Annotated in this window: 13 protein-coding genes and 1 pseudogene; 7 read left to right on the forward strand and 7 right to left on the reverse strand. The window is 43.5% G+C overall.

Annotated elements, in window-relative coordinates; all coding sequences use genetic code 11:
• The 3 genes and pseudogenes from B4C48_RS11660 to B4C48_RS11670 form a co-directional block, all read right to left on the reverse strand.
• Window positions 1-1415, reverse strand: a pseudogene (locus B4C48_RS11660) (PQQ-binding-like beta-propeller repeat protein); the annotation flags it as partial.
• Window positions 1416-1576: 161 nt separating this feature from the next.
• Complete coding sequence (locus B4C48_RS11665) at window positions 1577-2821, reverse strand: carbohydrate porin (RefSeq protein ID WP_291356672.1); 1245 nt, start codon at window positions 2819-2821, stop codon at window positions 1577-1579.
• 154 nt (window positions 2822-2975) lie between these two features.
• A complete protein-coding gene (locus B4C48_RS11670) occupies window positions 2976-4094 on the reverse strand; it encodes a CaiB/BaiF CoA transferase family protein (protein ID WP_291356674.1) in 1119 nt (372 codons plus the stop codon).
• A gap of 217 nt (window positions 4095-4311) precedes the next feature.
• Here B4C48_RS11670 and B4C48_RS11675 point away from each other — a divergent pair, with 217 nt between their 5' ends.
• From B4C48_RS11675 to B4C48_RS11690, 4 genes are all read left to right on the forward strand, one after another.
• Window positions 4312-5322: an AraC family transcriptional regulator gene (locus B4C48_RS11675; protein ID WP_291356676.1), complete on the forward strand. Its 1011-nt coding sequence runs from the start codon at window positions 4312-4314 to the stop codon at window positions 5320-5322.
• Window positions 5323-5487: 165 nt separating this feature from the next.
• Window positions 5488-6693 (forward strand): acetyl-CoA C-acetyltransferase, encoded by a 1206-nt coding sequence (locus B4C48_RS11680; protein ID WP_291356678.1) that lies wholly within the window; start codon window positions 5488-5490, stop codon window positions 6691-6693.
• Window positions 6694-6704: 11 nt separating this feature from the next.
• Complete coding sequence (locus tag B4C48_RS11685; RefSeq protein ID WP_291356680.1) at window positions 6705-8840, forward strand: 3-hydroxyacyl-CoA dehydrogenase NAD-binding domain-containing protein; 2136 nt, start codon at window positions 6705-6707, stop codon at window positions 8838-8840.
• Between the two features lie 189 nt (window positions 8841-9029).
• The gene (locus B4C48_RS11690) at window positions 9030-9305 is read left to right on the forward strand and encodes a hypothetical protein (RefSeq protein ID WP_291356681.1); all 276 of its coding nucleotides are present in this window, start codon (window positions 9030-9032) and stop codon (window positions 9303-9305) included.
• A gap of 67 nt (window positions 9306-9372) precedes the next feature.
• On the opposite strand, the gene B4C48_RS11695 is transcribed toward B4C48_RS11690, so the two are convergent.
• Complete coding sequence (locus B4C48_RS11695) at window positions 9373-9798, reverse strand: GNAT family N-acetyltransferase (protein WP_291356683.1); 426 nt, start codon at window positions 9796-9798, stop codon at window positions 9373-9375.
• Between the two features lie 53 nt (window positions 9799-9851).
• On the reverse strand, window positions 9852-11075 hold the full coding sequence (locus B4C48_RS11700; RefSeq protein WP_291356685.1) for a class I SAM-dependent methyltransferase: 1224 nt from the start codon (window positions 11073-11075) through the stop codon (window positions 9852-9854).
• 103 nt (window positions 11076-11178) lie between these two features.
• Here B4C48_RS11700 and trhA point away from each other — a divergent pair, with 103 nt between their 5' ends.
• Both trhA and B4C48_RS11710 read left to right on the forward strand, forming a co-directional pair.
• Complete coding sequence (gene trhA, locus B4C48_RS11705; RefSeq protein ID WP_291356687.1) at window positions 11179-11820, forward strand: PAQR family membrane homeostasis protein TrhA; 642 nt, start codon at window positions 11179-11181, stop codon at window positions 11818-11820.
• Between the two features lie 143 nt (window positions 11821-11963).
• On the forward strand, window positions 11964-13280 hold the full coding sequence (locus B4C48_RS11710; RefSeq protein WP_291356689.1) for an MFS transporter: 1317 nt from the start codon (window positions 11964-11966) through the stop codon (window positions 13278-13280).
• A 53-nt stretch (window positions 13281-13333) separates the two neighbouring features.
• On the opposite strand, the gene B4C48_RS11715 is transcribed toward B4C48_RS11710, so the two are convergent.
• Both B4C48_RS11715 and B4C48_RS11720 read right to left on the reverse strand, forming a co-directional pair.
• Window positions 13334-13678, reverse strand: coding sequence for a hypothetical protein (locus tag B4C48_RS11715; RefSeq protein ID WP_291356691.1), 345 nt, complete (start codon window positions 13676-13678; stop codon window positions 13334-13336).
• Between the two features lie 89 nt (window positions 13679-13767).
• Window positions 13768-14778, reverse strand: a complete 1011-nt coding sequence (locus tag B4C48_RS11720) for a metallophosphoesterase (protein WP_291356693.1) — start codon at window positions 14776-14778, stop codon at window positions 13768-13770.
• Window positions 14779-14889: 111 nt separating this feature from the next.
• Between B4C48_RS11720 and B4C48_RS11725 the strand changes: the two genes are divergently transcribed.
• Window positions 14890-16500 (forward strand): phospholipase D family protein, encoded by a 1611-nt coding sequence (locus B4C48_RS11725; RefSeq protein WP_291356695.1) that lies wholly within the window; start codon window positions 14890-14892, stop codon window positions 16498-16500.
• Window positions 16501-16503: the final 3 nt, after the last annotated feature.

Here is a 16503-nt window from a genome sequence, read left to right on the forward strand (position 1 = left end):
ATATCCCACAGGTCATGATGGGTAGTCTGGAAATTCCACACCAATTTACCCGTAGTTGCATTCAATGCAAGCATCGAGTTTGCATAACGCTCATCTAACTCGGTACGGTGGCCGCCATAAATATCCGGCGTACCAACACCCGTTGGAACATAGACAATGTCTAATTCCGCATCATAGGCTAAAGGTGCCCAGGCGTTTGGAGAGTTGTGAACGAATTTTTGACCTGGAGCAGGAATCGCATTTGGATCTTCAGCACCGGTATCAAATACCCAAAGAAGTTCACCGGTATTGACGTCATAACCACGGATCACACCCGATGGTTCTTCAGTCGAATAGTTGTCGGTTGTTGAACCTGCAATGATAATGGTGGTACCGGTAATTACAGGAGGTGAAGTTGGAATATAACCTCCTGGATACGGGAATGGCATGTCTTTTTGCAGATCAACTTGACCATTTTTACCGAAGTCAGAACATGGTTTACCTGTATTTGGATTTACCGCAACCAGACGACCATCATTCACCGGCAGAATTACTTTCTGTGGACATTCAGCAGAGCTAGATTTTTTAGCTGCCAAACTCGCTTCAAAACCAGCAGTATTGTTTACGTCATAATAAGACACGCCACGACAGGTTAAATGCTGATAAGTATTATCTGCTTTAAGAACCGGATCGTAAGTCCATTTTGCCTTACCTGTTGCAGGATCAAGTGCTGTCAATTTCTGATGGGTAGTACACATGTACATGTTGTTACCCACTTTAATTGGCGTGACCTGATTGGTGGTTTCACCTGAGTCATTTTCAGTTTTAAACTCACCAGTATGGTATTCCCAAGCCAGCTCCAGATCTTTTACGTTTTCAGAGTTAATTTGTTTTAACGGAGAATAACGTAAACCTGACTGAGTACGGCCATAAGCAGGCCAGTCTTCATCGGCCACACCCGGAATCGCTTTATGCGCTGCAGGCTGTTGAGTTTTTAACTCACCACGAATTTCCTGTGGATCGTTAAAGATTGAGTAAATCATCACCAAAATAGTGATGACCAAAGAACCGCCTAAAGCAAGCTTGGCAGTTTTCGCATTATCAAAACCGCGAGTAACTGTAGGAATCAGCAATGCCAGACCAAAGAGACCTAAAATATCTAGACGTGGCGCTAATGCGAAGAAGTCAGAACCGACTTCCCATAGGCCCCAGATCACGGTTCCTAATACAAATGCAGCATAGACGAAAAGAGCTGCGCTCTTACGTTTTTGCAATAAAACTGCGGTCGCAATAAAGAGAATACCTGCAATGATGTAGTACCAAGACCCACCAAGCACTGCAAGATAAATCCCGCCGAGCAGCAGTCCTAAACCGAAAATGGCAGCAAGCACCGCCAAAACCGTTTTCAGTACTGAACCTGAAGACGAAGTATTCATATTGAACACCTATAAAAAATTGGTTGAAAGCTCATAGGACGCACCTATGAGCACCATAATTTGAGTTCTTAGTTATAAATACATCCACGCTGTAAGCGCTTTTATCAATGCATAAAATTGCTCAAGCTTTCAACAGTGTATTTGCAACTAAAAACTTGAGATTAGAACGAGGTATTAAATTTAATACCGCCGACCCATGCATTTTCGCCATTTTTATATGCGCCAACATGATGAACATATTGCACATTTGGACGGATGGTTAACCAGTTGGTTGCATGGATACCGTAATAAATTTCAGCATCATATTCTTCGTTCTGTAGACCACGGGCGTCTACATTATTATTGGTGATGTTTGCAGCATTGACATCATCATTGATATTGATCCGGGCGACACCGATCGCGATCTCATCTTGAGGACGGGAATCCATTAAGCCTTTATAGACCAAACCAATATTTTGCATGTCGCTGACTTTGTTTGTGTCGCTATCATGTACAGTTAAGTTTACAAAGCCACTCAAGCCACGTGATGCATCACCTTGATGAGCCGTTAGTTGCTGTTTGGCAACCACCCAACCACCTTGTTTGTGGTCAGTTTTAGTCGCATCTGTAATTTCTGCAGCATCAACAGTGCTGTAGTAATAACCGGCACGGTATTCACCCGGAAGTTTTGCCGCACCGAGTTTTGGTGTCCACACCACTTCAGCAGGAATCATTGCACCTTTAGAGCCATCGGTACTTAAATTGAAACCTTTGCCACGTTCCAGATTTTCAGGGTTATATTCATATGCACCGACTTGTGCATAGACTTCTGGAGTGACGTTATACTTGAACCGTGCAGCCCATTGGCTCACCGGCCAGTTAAACCACTGGTCACCGACCCAGTTCCCGACTTGAGAACCACACAGTGCCAAGTTCTGGAAATCACAATCGAAGCTGTTGAAATCTTCACCTTCACCAAAACGACCGACTTTGACATCTAACTTCTGGTCCAGGAATTTTTTCTTGATCCAGAAATCAGTTAAACGCCAGGTTTGACCACGGCCCCATACTTCTTGTACAGAACTGAGATGACTATTTAAGGCATCTGAAGTATTCGACAAATTACGACCATTACGCTCAGTCACGGTAATTTGAGCTTCAGTATCTTGCCAGCCTAAAATTTTGTTTAAATCGAAATGAGCACCAATTGCAAACTGATCTGCATATTCAGTGCCACCATTAGAATGATGGTCTGAGTCCAGTAAAGTGGCAACTTCACCGGTATAACCCAAACTAAAGTCATAACCTTTTTGCTGTAATGCTGTACGTTGACCGTTCCAGTCGCCAAACATCCACTGACTTTGTGAGTCAAAAGCTTCAGCTGCATGTGCAGTATGGAATGCACAGCTTAAAGATATTAGGCTCACGCTAAAACCGAACGTGCTACATAATTTCTTCACAGTAGATTACCTTTATATCATTTTGTAATACATATATAGTACTCTTGTTTATTATGTAACTTTTAGTACAATTTGTTAATCTATTGTTTTATATATTAATATTTTTTAATATCTATTAAACTTACCAATCTCCGGCGCCTAAATTCTGTCCGATATATAGATATTTTGTCTTAGAACGCGAAAATTTGATCGGACAGGCCAGCTGTGTTTCGGTCTGTTGACTGTCGGGATGTAGCGGTACTTCTACCGTCCATTGGCGCTGTTTGGCCAAAGTAGAATCCAAGGCCTCATCCAGATTTAAAACCGGCTCTACACATACGTCCTGCTGCGCAAACAGCATTTTCCATTCTGCAAAAGTTCGACTTTTAATTTTTTCCCGCAGCGCCTGTTTCACGCTTTGCTGATCTTCTAGGTTAAATGAAGCCCCTTTTTCACCCAGTATGGGAAGATCTAAAATTTGCGCCAATCTGGTCATAAACTGTGGTTCCAGACTTCCAATCGATAAATAACGACCATCCTGAGTCTGATAATAGTCATAAAAGCTGCCGCCATTTAAATGCGACTGTTCCGGAAATTGTTTGGTATTTCCTGCCAATGTTGCAGCTGCAGCCATATTATTTAAAGTGGCCACACAATCCGTCATCGAAATATCAATATATTGTCCTAAACCGCTTTGCTCACGCTCAACCACGGCAGCCAAAATACCAATCACAGCATGTAAGGAGCCTCCGGCAACATCGGCCACCTGAATACCCAAGGCTGGCGGTCCACCTTCCTGGCGGCCACTATGTCCTGCAATTCCAGACAAAGCCAGATAGTTGATGTCATGCCCGGCTTTATCTTTATAACTTCCGGTTTGGCCATAGCCGGTAATGGAACAATAAATCAGTCGAGGGTTTAGTGCGCTCAGTGTTGCATAATCTAGACCCAGGCGCTGCATCACCCCAGGTCTGAACTGCTCAACCACAATATCGTATTCATTAATTTTCTTTTTAATCAGTTCGATATTCTGTGCATCTTTTAAATCCAGCGCGATCGACTGTTTATTGCGGTTCAAATAATTGTGTGCTGTTGCCTGCCCATTGGCATAAGGCGGTAATAACCGGATCAGATCCGGACGGGTTGGCGATTCAATATGAATCACTTCTGCACCGAGGTCCGCCAGATACAAAGTGGCAAATGGACCGGGAAGTAAAGTGGAAAAATCAAGTACTTTTAATCCTTTTAAAGCCGTAGTCATATCCGGTTTTTCTCTTTTTCTATTGATTTAATATGCATATTAGAAATATAAAACTAACAAAACAATGTCATGTTCAGCCATTTACCTTGATCATTTCGGCAATTTAAGATGTAAATAAGGTAAAACAACTATTGTAAATTGCCACCCAAACATTTTTTAGCGTCATTTAGGTCAACTGCAAGTGAATACAAAAGAGAAAGAGACTGAAGGATTTAACATGAGTCGCGATACGATCAGTATCCACTTCGTCAATGCGGCTCTAACCGGCGTAAAACGTCTTGGCATGGACGTCGAAACTTTATTGTCACATGTGGGCATTGAAGCGGAATTATTACGTCAGCCTAAAGCGCGTATTTCTCCTGAACAATACACCCGATTTATTAAGATGTTATGGATGGTGACCCAGGACGAACATGTCGGCTTTGATGTACAGCCACGTCGTTTGGGCACTTTTGCCATTATGTGTCAGTTGATTATTCACGCGAAAACGCTAGGAGATGCCTTAGAGCTTTCTTCACAGTTTTATAAACTGTTTGGCGATGAATGGTCGGTGACTTTAGAACGTGACAAACACGAAGCACGTCTGGTTCCCCTCATTCCAAAAAGCATGGATCCCGATCATTTCATTACCGAAAGCATGCTGATGATCTGGCACGGTTTGGCCTCCTGGCTCATCGAACGCCGTATTCCGCTAGAACGGGTTCATTTTGGCTATCCACGTCCAGCACATGCCGATGAATACGATGCCTTGTTCTTTGCGCCGGTGATGCAATTCGATGCGCCACGTACCGAAATTACCTTTGCTGCAGATTATCTGGATTTACCGCTGCGTCAAAATGAAGATACGCTGGAAGAATTCCTGAAAGCTGCGCCTGCACAGTTGCTGGTTAAATTCAAAAACACCAACTCGCTTACCTCACGTATTCGTGAAGTTTTAAAGAGCCAGATTGGTGAGGAAATGCCAACCTTAAATGATGTGGCATCAATGTTATACCTTTCTCCGCAAACCTTACGTCGCCGCCTGGCTGCGGAAGGCAAAAGCTATCAGGGTGTGAAAGATGCCTTGCGCCGTGATGCGGCCATTCACCTGTTGCTGAATCCTGGTTTGACCTTGGAAGATGTCGCACAGCAGGTCGGCTTTAGTGAAACCAGTACCTTCCACCGTGCCTTCAAAAAATGGACCGGGGTAACACCAGGTTTATATCGTCAGCTGCATGGTTATCATTGATCATCCACTCACTTTTAGTTTCTCTCTATGCCCAGATTTCGATCTGGGTTTTTTTATTGACCAAAAACATCATCTGACCTGATCCGTTCTCGTCATTGCACTTCAAAAATTAATCATTACACTCAAAAAAGGATAAAAATTTTAAAGTCATAAAAGGGAAATGCTATGAGCGAGGCCTATATCATTGATGCCATTCGCACACCACGCGGAAAAGGGAAAAAAGACGGTTCACTGCATGCGGTGAAACCGATTAGCTTACTGACTGGATTGCTGAATGAACTTCAGGTTCGCCATCAGCTCGATACCTCTAAAGTTGATGACATCGTGTTGGGTTGTGTCACCCCGATTGGCGACCAAGGAGCCGACATTGCCAAAACCGCAGCCATCGCCGCAGGTTGGGACAATGACGTGGCTGGTGTGCAGATCAACCGCTTTTGTGCATCAGGCCTCGAAGCCGTGAACCTGGCCGCACAAAAAGTCCGTTCAGGCTGGGAAGATGTTGTGGTTGCCGGCGGTGTTGAATCCATGTCGCGTGTGCCAATGGGTTCAGATGGCGGACCCTGGGCACTGGATCCTGAAACCAATATGGCTTGTGAATTTATTCCGCAAGGGATTGGTGCCGACCTAATTGCCACCATTGATGGCTATAGTCGTGCCGATGTTGATGCCTTTGCTGCCGATTCACAGAAAAAAGCCGCTGCCGCTCAAGCCAACGGCTATTTCAACAAATCAGTTGTGCCGGTAAAAGATAAAGCCGGTGTGGTGATTTTGGATAAAGATGAATTTATTAAACCGACTACTACGGCAGAAGGTCTAGGCAAACTCAATCCAAGTTTTGCCATGATGGGACAGATGGGCTTCGATGCTATTGCCCTGCAAAAATATCCTGAAGTAGGAGCTGTGAATCACGTACATCACGCAGGCAATTCTTCCGGCATCGTTGATGGTGCAGCGGTTGTTCTGGTGGCTTCAGAAAAAGCAGTCAAGGAACAAGGTTTAAAACCGCGTGCCAAAGTATTATCGACTGCACTGGTAGGTACCGATCCGACCATCATGTTGACCGGCCCTGCTCCTGCTGCACGTAAAGCTTTGGAAAAAGCCGGTCTAAGCATTGATGATATTGACCTGTTTGAAGTAAACGAAGCCTTTGCTGCCGTGGTGATGCGTTTCATTACTGAGCTCAATATTGACCCTGCCAAAGTCAATGTGAACGGCGGTGCAATCGCGATGGGACATCCACTCGGTGCAACCGGTGCCATGATCTTGGGCACACTTTTGGATGAATTAGAGCGTCAAGGTAAAAAACGTGGTCTTGCAACGCTTTGTGTCGGTGGCGGTATGGGCATCGCGACCATTATTGAATTGGTATAAGGAGAAAAATAATGAGTGCAATTCAATTTGAAAAAAATGCCGACAATATCGTGATTCTCACTTTAGATTCTCCAAACCAGTCTGCCAATACCATGAATGCAGATTTCCGCAACGCCTTAACGGAAACTGTGGAAAAGCTCAAAGCCGATGAAAATATCGCAGGAATTATTTTCCGTTCCGCGAAAAAAACCTTCTTTGCAGGCGGTGATCTGGATGAGCTGATTCAAGCTACCCCTGAACATGCCACTGAATTCTTCAACATGATTGAAGAGATGAAAGCCAAGCTACGTTATATCGAAACCCGCGGCATTCCAGTCGTTGCAGCCTTGAATGGCACGGCACTGGGTGGCGGTTGGGAACTGGCTTTGTGCTGTCATCACCGTATTGCGCTGAATGATGCCAAAGCCAAATTTGGTTTGCCTGAAGTGACGCTTGGTTTATTGCCTGGCGGTGGCGGTATCGTACGGATGGTACGGTTACTTGGTTTGCAAAATGCATTTCCTTTACTGATGGAAGGCAAACAATTTGGTGTCGATAAAGCCAAATCATTAGGGCTGATTCACGACACGGCAGATTCAGAACAGGAACTTTTGGACAAAGCCATTGCCTGGGTCAAAGCCAATCCGCAGTCTGTACAACCATTTGATGTTAAAGGCTATAAAATTCCGGGCGGCACCCCTTCCTCCCCACAAGTTGCTCAAGTATTGGCGATTGCCCCTGCTATGCTGCGTGACAAGACCAAAGGCTGTTACCCTGCGCCTGAAGCGATTATGGCGGCAGCGGTCGAAGGTGCTCAGGTCGATGTCGATACCGCGCTGACCATTGAATCACGTTACTTTACCTATCTGGCCACCGGACAAATTTCCAAAAACATGATTGGAACCTTCTGGCATGGTTTAAATGCGATTAAAGCTGGTGCCAGCCGTCCTAAAGATATTGCCAAATGGAAAGCCACTAAAGTTGGTATTTTAGGTGCCGGGATGATGGGTGCAGGCATTGCTTATGCCACAGTATCTAAAGGCATTCAGGTTATTTTAAAAGATGTGTCTCTCGAGGCAGCCGAAAAAGGCAAAGCCTACAGCCAAAAGTTGCTGGATAAAAAAGTCTCTCAAGGTCGCCTGAGTACAGAAAAACGTGATCAGATGTTGAGTCTGATTACCGCAACAGCGAATGCGGCAGATTTACAAGGCTGTGAGCTGATGATTGAAGCCGTGTTTGAAAGTCCCGAGCTGAAAGCCAAAGTCACGCAAGAAGCCGAAAGCTATCTGGTTGATGGCGGTGTGATGGCATCTAATACCTCGACCTTGCCGATTACAACTTTGGCACAGGCCTCTAAAAATGATCAGAACTTTATAGGTCTGCATTTCTTTAGCCCGGTTGATAAAATGCAGCTGGTTGAAATCATCAAAGGAAAAAATACATCAAGTGAAACCCTAGCCAAGGCCTATGATTTTGTACAGCAAATTGGCAAAACCCCGATTGTGGTGAATGACAGTCGCGGCTTCTTTACCAGTCGCGTGTTTGGCACTTTTGTTCAGGAAGGCCTGCGTTTACTGGCTGAAGGAGTTCATCCTGCCAAAATTGAAATGGCCGCACTGAAAGCCGGTATGCCGGTTGGGCCTCTTGCCATTCAGGATGAAGTCTCTCTGACCTTATCTGAACATGTCGCGACTGAAACACGTAAAGCCCTGCAAGCTGAAGGTAAAGAGCTACCACACTCAGGCGCCGACGATGTGATTCAAACCATGATTCACGAGTTTAACCGTAAAGGTAAGGCTGCAGGTGCAGGTTTCTATGACTATCCTGAAGGTGGTAAAAAACAGCTTTGGGAAGGTCTGAATCACTGGAAAAAAGACAATGCGATTTCTGAACAGGAAATGATTGACCGCTTTCTGTTTGTGCAATCTTTAGATACTTTGCGCTGCCTGGAAGAAGGTGTGCTGGAATCGGTGGTCGATGGCAATGTCGGCTCGATTTTCGGGATTGGTTTTGCTCCTTGGACCGGTGGAGCACTGCAGTTCCTCAATCAATATGGTTTGGAAAAAGCCTTACTTCGCGCGAATACCCTTGAAACAAAATACGGCGAGCGTTTTAAAGCACCACAGCGATTAAAGGACAAAGTACAGGCAGGTGAAAAAATCCTTTAATTCTTTGCTTGTATAAGAAATATTTTCAACCACTACCACTTGAAGCGGTAGTGGTTTTTTATTTCCTTAATTTAAATAAGGTTTTATCCGCCTTAAACCTCTCATTTCGACCTCTTTTTGTACTTTTTATGCTATAAAAGCCTATTGATAAATTGTTAATGCTTCTTTTCGTGGCAAGGTTTGTTCTATATGTCTAAAGATTCGAATCCATCTCCTTCAAGTAAAGCTGGCTGGAAAGCTGTCGCATTGGCCATTTTTATTGGTCTGGTTTTCTTGGGCTTTTTCTATATGGCGGTGACCAATGAACCTGACTATATGCCAAGTCAAAAACGAAAGCAGGCACAAAGTACTCAGCAAACCGTAGCTCCTGCAGCATCAGAACCGAGCGCTGCCGAAATGAATATGAGCGAAGAAGAACATGCCCAGATGGCCGATCATCATGCATCTGCTGCACACGGTCATTAAGCTGAACTCAGCATAAAAAAAGCGAGATTTCATATCTCGCTTTTTTATGTTCAGAACATTTTGAGGCTTAGGATAAGCACATTTGCATATCAATATGTGGAATGCCGCAATCCAGGTATTCATCGCCTTGTGCAACAAAACCCAACCCTGCATAAAACTGAATGGCATGCACCTGTGAAGACAGTTTCAGGAACTGACGCTGCTCATGTTTGGCTTGCTGAATAATCTCCAGCATCAACAACTTGCCAATGCCCTGTTCACGATAAGCCTTTAAAACCGCTACCCGTCCGATACTGTTATTCTGCAATAATCGTGCAGTCGCAACCGGATGAGTTTGGTCATAAACCACAAAATGTAATGCCACAGCATCCTGCTCATCCCATTCATCTTCTACAGAAATGTTTTGCTCCTGTATAAACACCTGCTCACGAATCAGTTTGGCATCCTGTTGCAATGCATCCCAACTACCTGAACGTATCGTTAATTCTGTCATCGAAATATCTTCTTCCTAAAAAGCAGTTTTAAGACTGCTTTATCCCTTTAACATTAGCACTTACAGCCAATATCTTGCTGATCCCACTGATCATTTAATAACAATTCCAGGGAATGCTTCTGAATGCCATACATCTGTTTTAACGCCTGAATCTGCGCCAAAACCTGCTGATCCGGTGCCTGATAATCCTTGCGCTTGGTCGCTAAAATCATTTTGTTTTTACTGGTATGTTCCAAGGCCACAAATTCAAACACCTTGGTTTCATAACCATACGCTTTCAGCAATAAGGCACGAATGGTATCGGTCAGCATTTCAGCCTGCTGTCCGGCATGAATGCCAAATTGCAGCATCGGTTTTAGCACTTCGGGACTTTTTAATTGTGGACGCAATTCTTTATGGCAACACGGCGCGCACATGATCATTTGGGCATTTAAGCGGATACCGGTATGAATGGCAAAGTCGGTTGCCACATCACAGGCATGCAAGGCAATCATCACATCCAGATGGTCCGGTTGATAGGTACGCACATCGCCCTGGAAAAAATCCAGTTGCTGAAAATCGGATTGCTGCGCAACGCCCTGACAGAACTCCACCATTTTCGGATTAAGCTCTACGCCTGTAACGAAAGGAGCCTGACCATGTTTGGCCAGATAGTCATATAAAGCAAAGGTCAAATAGCCTTTGCCTGAACCAAAATCAACCACACGTAACGCATGATCGTGCTGATTAATCTGATCCAGAGCGCCGGAAAAAATTTCCACAAATTTATTAATCTGTTTCCATTTACGCGCCATGCTCGGAATAATCTGCGCTTTAGCATCAGTAATACCCAGCGGTTGTAAAAAGTAGCTGTCCTGATCGACATAACGATGCTTGGCACGGTCATGTCCTTGCTGGGTCTCTGCCTGAGTCACTGTCGCGTTCGCCTTTTTACTGCTGCTCAACATGGCTTTCTTCTTGTTTTTTTTCAGTTGCACCTCTTCACTCGCGGTAAATAAATTCGCCTGTTTAGATTGAGTCAACAGAGACTGCACCAATGACACCGCTTCAGCTAAAGGGTAATTTTTAGTGACATCCTGAGTCTTGTAACGATACAGGCAACTAAGCATAGGTTGATTTTGTAATGAAATGACTCTTAAGGTCATTTTCTCCAAATCCTCAAGTTCACCTTTATACTGGCTAATAATCATTCGATCAAAACTATGTGTTTCAATGGCTTGCTGAAAGGCATCTAAGAATTTTTGTTCCTGAATAGAAGGAGAAGCCGCTTGAGACATACAAATCACTCGAATAAATTAAGTTCTCAGTTTAAAACTTCTTACTTTAAAGGTAAAACTGCATTACTATACAAGTGTATTTTTTAATTATAGAAAATCAATAATGACAACTCCTCAAATGCAGACCTACGATCCACATGAAGAAAAAATAAATGCGATCAGTCATGCACTTGGCGCACTCCTTGCGCTTATTGCCAGTATTTTCATGCTGATCAAAGGCAGTGATTTACCGCTCGGGCAATTTATTGGCTTATGTGTTTATGCGCTGAGTATGATTTTACTCTTTTCGGCATCCAGCCTATATCATTATGCCGAATCGCCACAACGTCGCGGCTGGTACAAAAAACTCGACCATACTGCCATTTATTACCTGATTGCGGGAACCTATACCCCGTTCCTGTCCATCGCCATGCCTACGGCTAAAGCGCAGTATTTGTTGATTGCACTCTGGCTGATTGCGCTTATTGGTACACTATTCAAGTTAGTTTTCATTCATCGATTTCAGAAAATTTCTCTGATCGCCTATTTGGTCATGGGATGGCTGGCTTTACTGGTCATGGATGATATGCAACGCTTTTTAAGTGCTCAAGCTTTAACCTATTTGATTATTGGCGGGCTTTCTTACACCATTGGTGCATTGTTTTATGCCTTAAAAAGAGTAAGATATACCCACGCTATCTGGCACATTTTTGTATTGATAGGTGCAGGATCACATTTTCTGTCTATCTATCTTTACGTGATTTAACCCTCTCATTCTTCATTTCAGTGACCCTGAGCGAGTCGAGTAGAGAAGGTTCTTCGTTGTTTTTTTAAGAAATTACGCCTTTTTTAAAAAGATTACGCTTTTAAAATTAAGCTTTTTTATTTTTAGTAAGTGTAAGGTCATCCATGGCGTCTTCAGATTCTATTGCTGCTACTACAGAAGTAGCTACAAATTCAAAATTCCGCGTACTAACGGCGAGTCTTGTTGGTACCACAATCGAATTCTTCGATTTTTATATTTATGCCACTGCGGCAGTCATTATTTTTCCGTACTTGTTCTTCCCGGCCAGTACCGATCCAATGACAGCAACCATTCAATCGCTGGCAACTTTTGCGATTGCCTTCATTGCCCGCCCGATTGGCGCGGCACTGTTTGGGCATCTGGGTGACCGGATTGGCCGTAAAGCCACATTGGTTGCGGCACTACTCACCATGGGTCTTTCAACCGTATGTATCGGTTTATTACCTACCTATGCTCATATCGGTATTGCAGCACCCTTATTGCTTGCGCTTTGCCGTTTGGGTCAAGGTTTGGGTTTAGGCGGTGAATGGTCTGGTGCGGTTCTACTTGCCACGGAAAATGCTCCGGAAGGTAAACGTGCCTGGTACGGTATGTTTCCGCAACTGGGTGCACCAATCGGCTTTATCCTGGCTACAGGTTCGTTCCTGACCCTGGGTGCATTCATGTCTGAAGCAGACTTTATGCAATGGGGCTGGCGCATTCCGTTTATTTCAAGTGCTTTACTGGTCATTATGGGTTTATGGATTCGTTTAAAACTCCATGAAACACCAGCGTTCCAAAAAGTATTGGACAAGCAAAAAGAAGTTAATATTCCATTTAAAGAAGTGACCACCAAACATTGGCGTATGCTGATTTTAGGTACGATTGCGGCAATCTGTACGTTCGTGGTGTTCTACCTGACTACAGTATTTGCATTGCAATGGGGTACCAAACAGCTCGGCTATAGTCGTGAACAATTCTTGCAGTTGCAACTGGTTGCTACCTTATGTTTTGCTGCATTTATTCCACTTTCTGCCGTGTTTGCGGAAAAGTTTGGTCGTAAAACCACTTCTATTGCCGTGTGTATTGTATCGGCCATTTTCGGTCTGTTCTTTGCCGATATGCTGGAATCAGGCAGCACGCTCGTGGTGTTCTTATTCCTGTGTATTGGTTTAGCCATTATGGGCTTAACTTATGGTCCTATCGGTACTGTACTGTCTGAAATTTTTCCGACTTCAGTTCGTTATACCGGTTCAGCATTAACCTTTAACCTTGCAGGTATTTTTGGTGCCTCTTTTGCTCCATTAATTGCAACCAAGCTTGCGACCACGTATGGTTTATATGCGGTAGGTTATTACTTAACTGCTGCATCGATTCTTTCACTGCTTGCCTTCCTGGCCATCCGTGAAACCAAAAATGATGATGTAAACAACCAGGTTTAATCTCATACCCGAATAAAAAAACCAGCGTTATCTACGCTGGTTTTTTTTGCAGTTTAAACTTGCTCATCACTTAAAATTTGTTGATAGATTTCTTCAAATTTGCTTCGCTCGCCACCTGCATTGTAATAACTCGAAATAATGTAACTGACCAATTGCCGGTATCTTTCCGTCCCATACAAATGATCCAACAAAGCTTCTACATACTGTTCATTAAAGCCAACATCACTCAGCAATTGCTGGAACTTTTGATAAAACCTGCTGGCAAATTCCGGAGTATTGACCACATCACTTTCTGCTTGCAGAAAAGCATGTTCTAAAGCAATCAAACCCATTTCCAGCTGGGATGCTTGCATAGCAGTTAAATCAAAAAATTGTCCCACTTCCTGCGAAAAAGACATCTGCTTCTCCTCATTCTTGTGTTATTCATCGCTATCATTTTAGCGCATGTCGAATATAGGACAACTGAATAATGACGATTTAAAAGTATTTAAATCAGCTCAATAATATCAATGGTTGGCGGTACGCGAAAACGAAAGGGTACACCGACCATTCCTGTGCCAACCGTTACAAATACATCGGCATTTTCATGCTGGTACAAGCCTTTTTTATGTCCAAGAATGGATACTTTTTTCATAATGTAGTTGGTCAGCCAAGGCAGTTCCACCTGTCCGCCATGGGTATGTCCCGACAGCATCAGAGGACGGGTCGGTAATTGCGGTACCATATCCACCGTATCGGGGTTATGCGATAAAATCACCCAGGGTTTGTCTTGCGGCAAATCCGGCATATAACGCATATCGGTTTTTCCGGCCCACAAATCCCCAACACCCAGCAATCTGAATTCATCAAATTCAACAATCTGCCCCTCAATATCAATCACGTTATTGACTTTTAACGCATGCCGCAACAGGTTTAAAATCGGCGGTCCGGGATACTGTTCATCATGATTGCCATTCACCGAATAAACCGGTGCATTGATGTTTTGTAAAATGGCCAGCTCATCTACCAGGGTGTTTTCAGGTTCATAGGTCCAGTCCCCTGCGACCATCACCAGATCGGGATTTTGCTGATTAATTTTATCGACAATAATTTTCAGCTGGCGTTCATGCCCAGAAAACAGGCCAATGTGTAAATCGGCAATCAAGGCCAGTTTGACTGGACGCTGCAGCTTTTGTTCCGGATTAAGCTGGTATTGCAGGGTTTGAACCATAACATGCTGGGGCTCGATAAAGCGGGCATAAATCAGTACACAGCTCAGCAAGAAAATAAATGTGGCCTGGTGGATAGAGTAATAACCACTCCAGCCGGCAAACAGGCTAAAGAAAAATAAAGGGATAAGTAAATAAGATAAATAAAAAGCCAATAAGTGGACAAAAGCTTTAAAAGGATGAATAGTCTCTGTTCGCATTTGGCTTAACCACGCCTGCGCTATTCCCCACAACGCGATTACAGCGAAACTGATATAAAAATAAAAAGCAACTAAGTGCGAATCCCACATACTATCTTCTCTAATGATTGCGACGATATTACATCATTCATCTATTCTGATATTTATCTTTTCATAGCTCACAATTATACTCAAACCAATTTTTGGTATTGTTTACAATCTATGGCACGACTCTCTCAGCAAACAAGGCACACAAGCACCTATAAAACCGCAGTATTGCTGAGTTGTAGCTTGATTTTGGGAATTCCTGCATGCTCGACCCTTCCCAAACAGATTCCCCAGCCAGTTGAATATTCATTCGATACCAAAACTGAACACAGCTCACTGGCTAAAATCATTTTGCCTTTAAGGGAGCAAAATCCTAATCTTACCGGTTATCATGTTTTATACGACCCGCTTGAAGCTTTGGCCGCACGTATCCATTTAATTGATAAAGCAGAAAAAACTTTAGATTTACAATACTATATTTGGGACAACGATAAAATCGGAGCGCTGGCTCTGCACTCTATCATTAAAGCGGCTGACCGAGGCGTAAAGGTTCGTCTGCTGATGGATGACAACAATGCCAAAAAGATGGAAGGCATTTATCTGGCGCTCGATCAGCATCAAAACATTGATGTGCGCCTGTATAATCCTTACCGTTTTAGACAGTACCGTGCCATGGACATGGTGCTGGATTTAAAGCGGATTAACCGCCGCATGCATAATAAAAGTTTTATTGCAGACAACCAGATTTCCCTGATTGGTGGTCGCAATATGAGTAACCAGTATTATAACGTCAGTGACAATTATCAATTTTCCGATGTGGATGTGATGCTGGTCGGCGCTGCATCAGATGAAATCATTCATTCCTTTGATGAATACTGGAATGATGATTACGCATTTCCGGTCAAGCAAATTGTTAATCCGAGAGATTACTCCTTGCGTTTTGACAGCCTGAAAAAGCAACTCGAGGAACATTCGAAAAGCATTGCCGTGCAAAATTATCTTGATTTAGCCACCCGATCACATGCTTTTGAAGAGTGGCTGAATAACAGTATTCAATTTGACTGGGTCAAAGCGGAAGTCGTCAGTGATTCACCGAGTAAAATCAGGGCCAAGGCCAAAAAAGAACAACATCTGAATTTTCAGCTGATTAACCGTTTAGAAAAACCCGAACACAGTGTCGATATTATTTCCGCTTATTTCGTCCCGGAAAAAAAAGGCGAAAAAATGCTGAGTGATCTGGCTCAAAACAATATCAATGTGCGGGTACTGACCAATTCCTTTAAAGCCAATGACGTAGCTTTGGTGCATGCATTCTATGGCAAATATCGCAAGAATTTACTCCAGGACAATGTCGAACTGTACGAGTTTCTGTCTGTGCCGGAAACAGAAAACCTAAATGCCAATACCAAGGAAATTGCAGAAAAAGCCAAGGTCAACATCAAAGGGTTAAGTCGTTCCAGCCTACATGCCAAACTCATGACCATAGATGAAAAGCAGGTTTTTATTGGATCTTTCAATTTTGACCCACGCTCTGCCTATTTAAATACAGAAATTGGCGTATTGCTGGACAGCCCGAATCTGGCCAAAACTGTACATCAAACCATGAACCAAAATTTGGCTAAATATGCCTACAAACTGGTTTTAGATGCCAACAATAATATTAACTGGAAAATTAAACGCCATGATGGCAGCATCAAAACCTATCAGAAAGAACCCAAGATGAAATGGTGGCAAAAAGCTGGGGTGAAAATGATTTCCTGGTTACCGCTGGAAGGTTTTATGTAAGCG

It is taken from the genome of Acinetobacter sp. UBA3106, from assembly GCA_002365595.1.
GTDB lineage: Bacteria > Pseudomonadota > Gammaproteobacteria > Pseudomonadales > Moraxellaceae > Acinetobacter.

Bases quoted from the DNA above. Each gene is read 5' to 3' on its own strand.
- B4C48_RS11725 (WP_291356695.1), top strand. From the start codon at position 14,890: ATGGCACGACTCTCTCAGCAAACAAGGCACACAAGCACCTATAAAACC.
- B4C48_RS11680 (WP_291356678.1), top strand. From the start codon at position 5,488: ATGAGCGAGGCCTATATCATTGATGCCATTCGCACACCACGCGGAAAA.
- B4C48_RS11685 (WP_291356680.1), top strand. From the start codon at position 6,705: ATGAGTGCAATTCAATTTGAAAAAAATGCCGACAATATCGTGATTCTC.
- trhA (WP_291356687.1), top strand. From the start codon at position 11,179: ATGACAACTCCTCAAATGCAGACCTACGATCCACATGAAGAAAAAATA.
- B4C48_RS11710 (WP_291356689.1), top strand. From the start codon at position 11,964: ATGGCGTCTTCAGATTCTATTGCTGCTACTACAGAAGTAGCTACAAAT.
- B4C48_RS11690 (WP_291356681.1), top strand. From the start codon at position 9,030: ATGTCTAAAGATTCGAATCCATCTCCTTCAAGTAAAGCTGGCTGGAAA.
- B4C48_RS11720 (WP_291356693.1), bottom strand. From the start codon at position 14,778: ATGTGGGATTCGCACTTAGTTGCTTTTTATTTTTATATCAGTTTCGCT.
- B4C48_RS11715 (WP_291356691.1), bottom strand. From the start codon at position 13,678: ATGTCTTTTTCGCAGGAAGTGGGACAATTTTTTGATTTAACTGCTATG.
- B4C48_RS11675 (WP_291356676.1), top strand. From the start codon at position 4,312: ATGAGTCGCGATACGATCAGTATCCACTTCGTCAATGCGGCTCTAACC.
- B4C48_RS11670 (WP_291356674.1), bottom strand. From the start codon at position 4,094: ATGACTACGGCTTTAAAAGGATTAAAAGTACTTGATTTTTCCACTTTA.
- B4C48_RS11700 (WP_291356685.1), bottom strand. From the start codon at position 11,075: ATGTCTCAAGCGGCTTCTCCTTCTATTCAGGAACAAAAATTCTTAGAT.
- B4C48_RS11695 (WP_291356683.1), bottom strand. From the start codon at position 9,798: ATGACAGAATTAACGATACGTTCAGGTAGTTGGGATGCATTGCAACAG.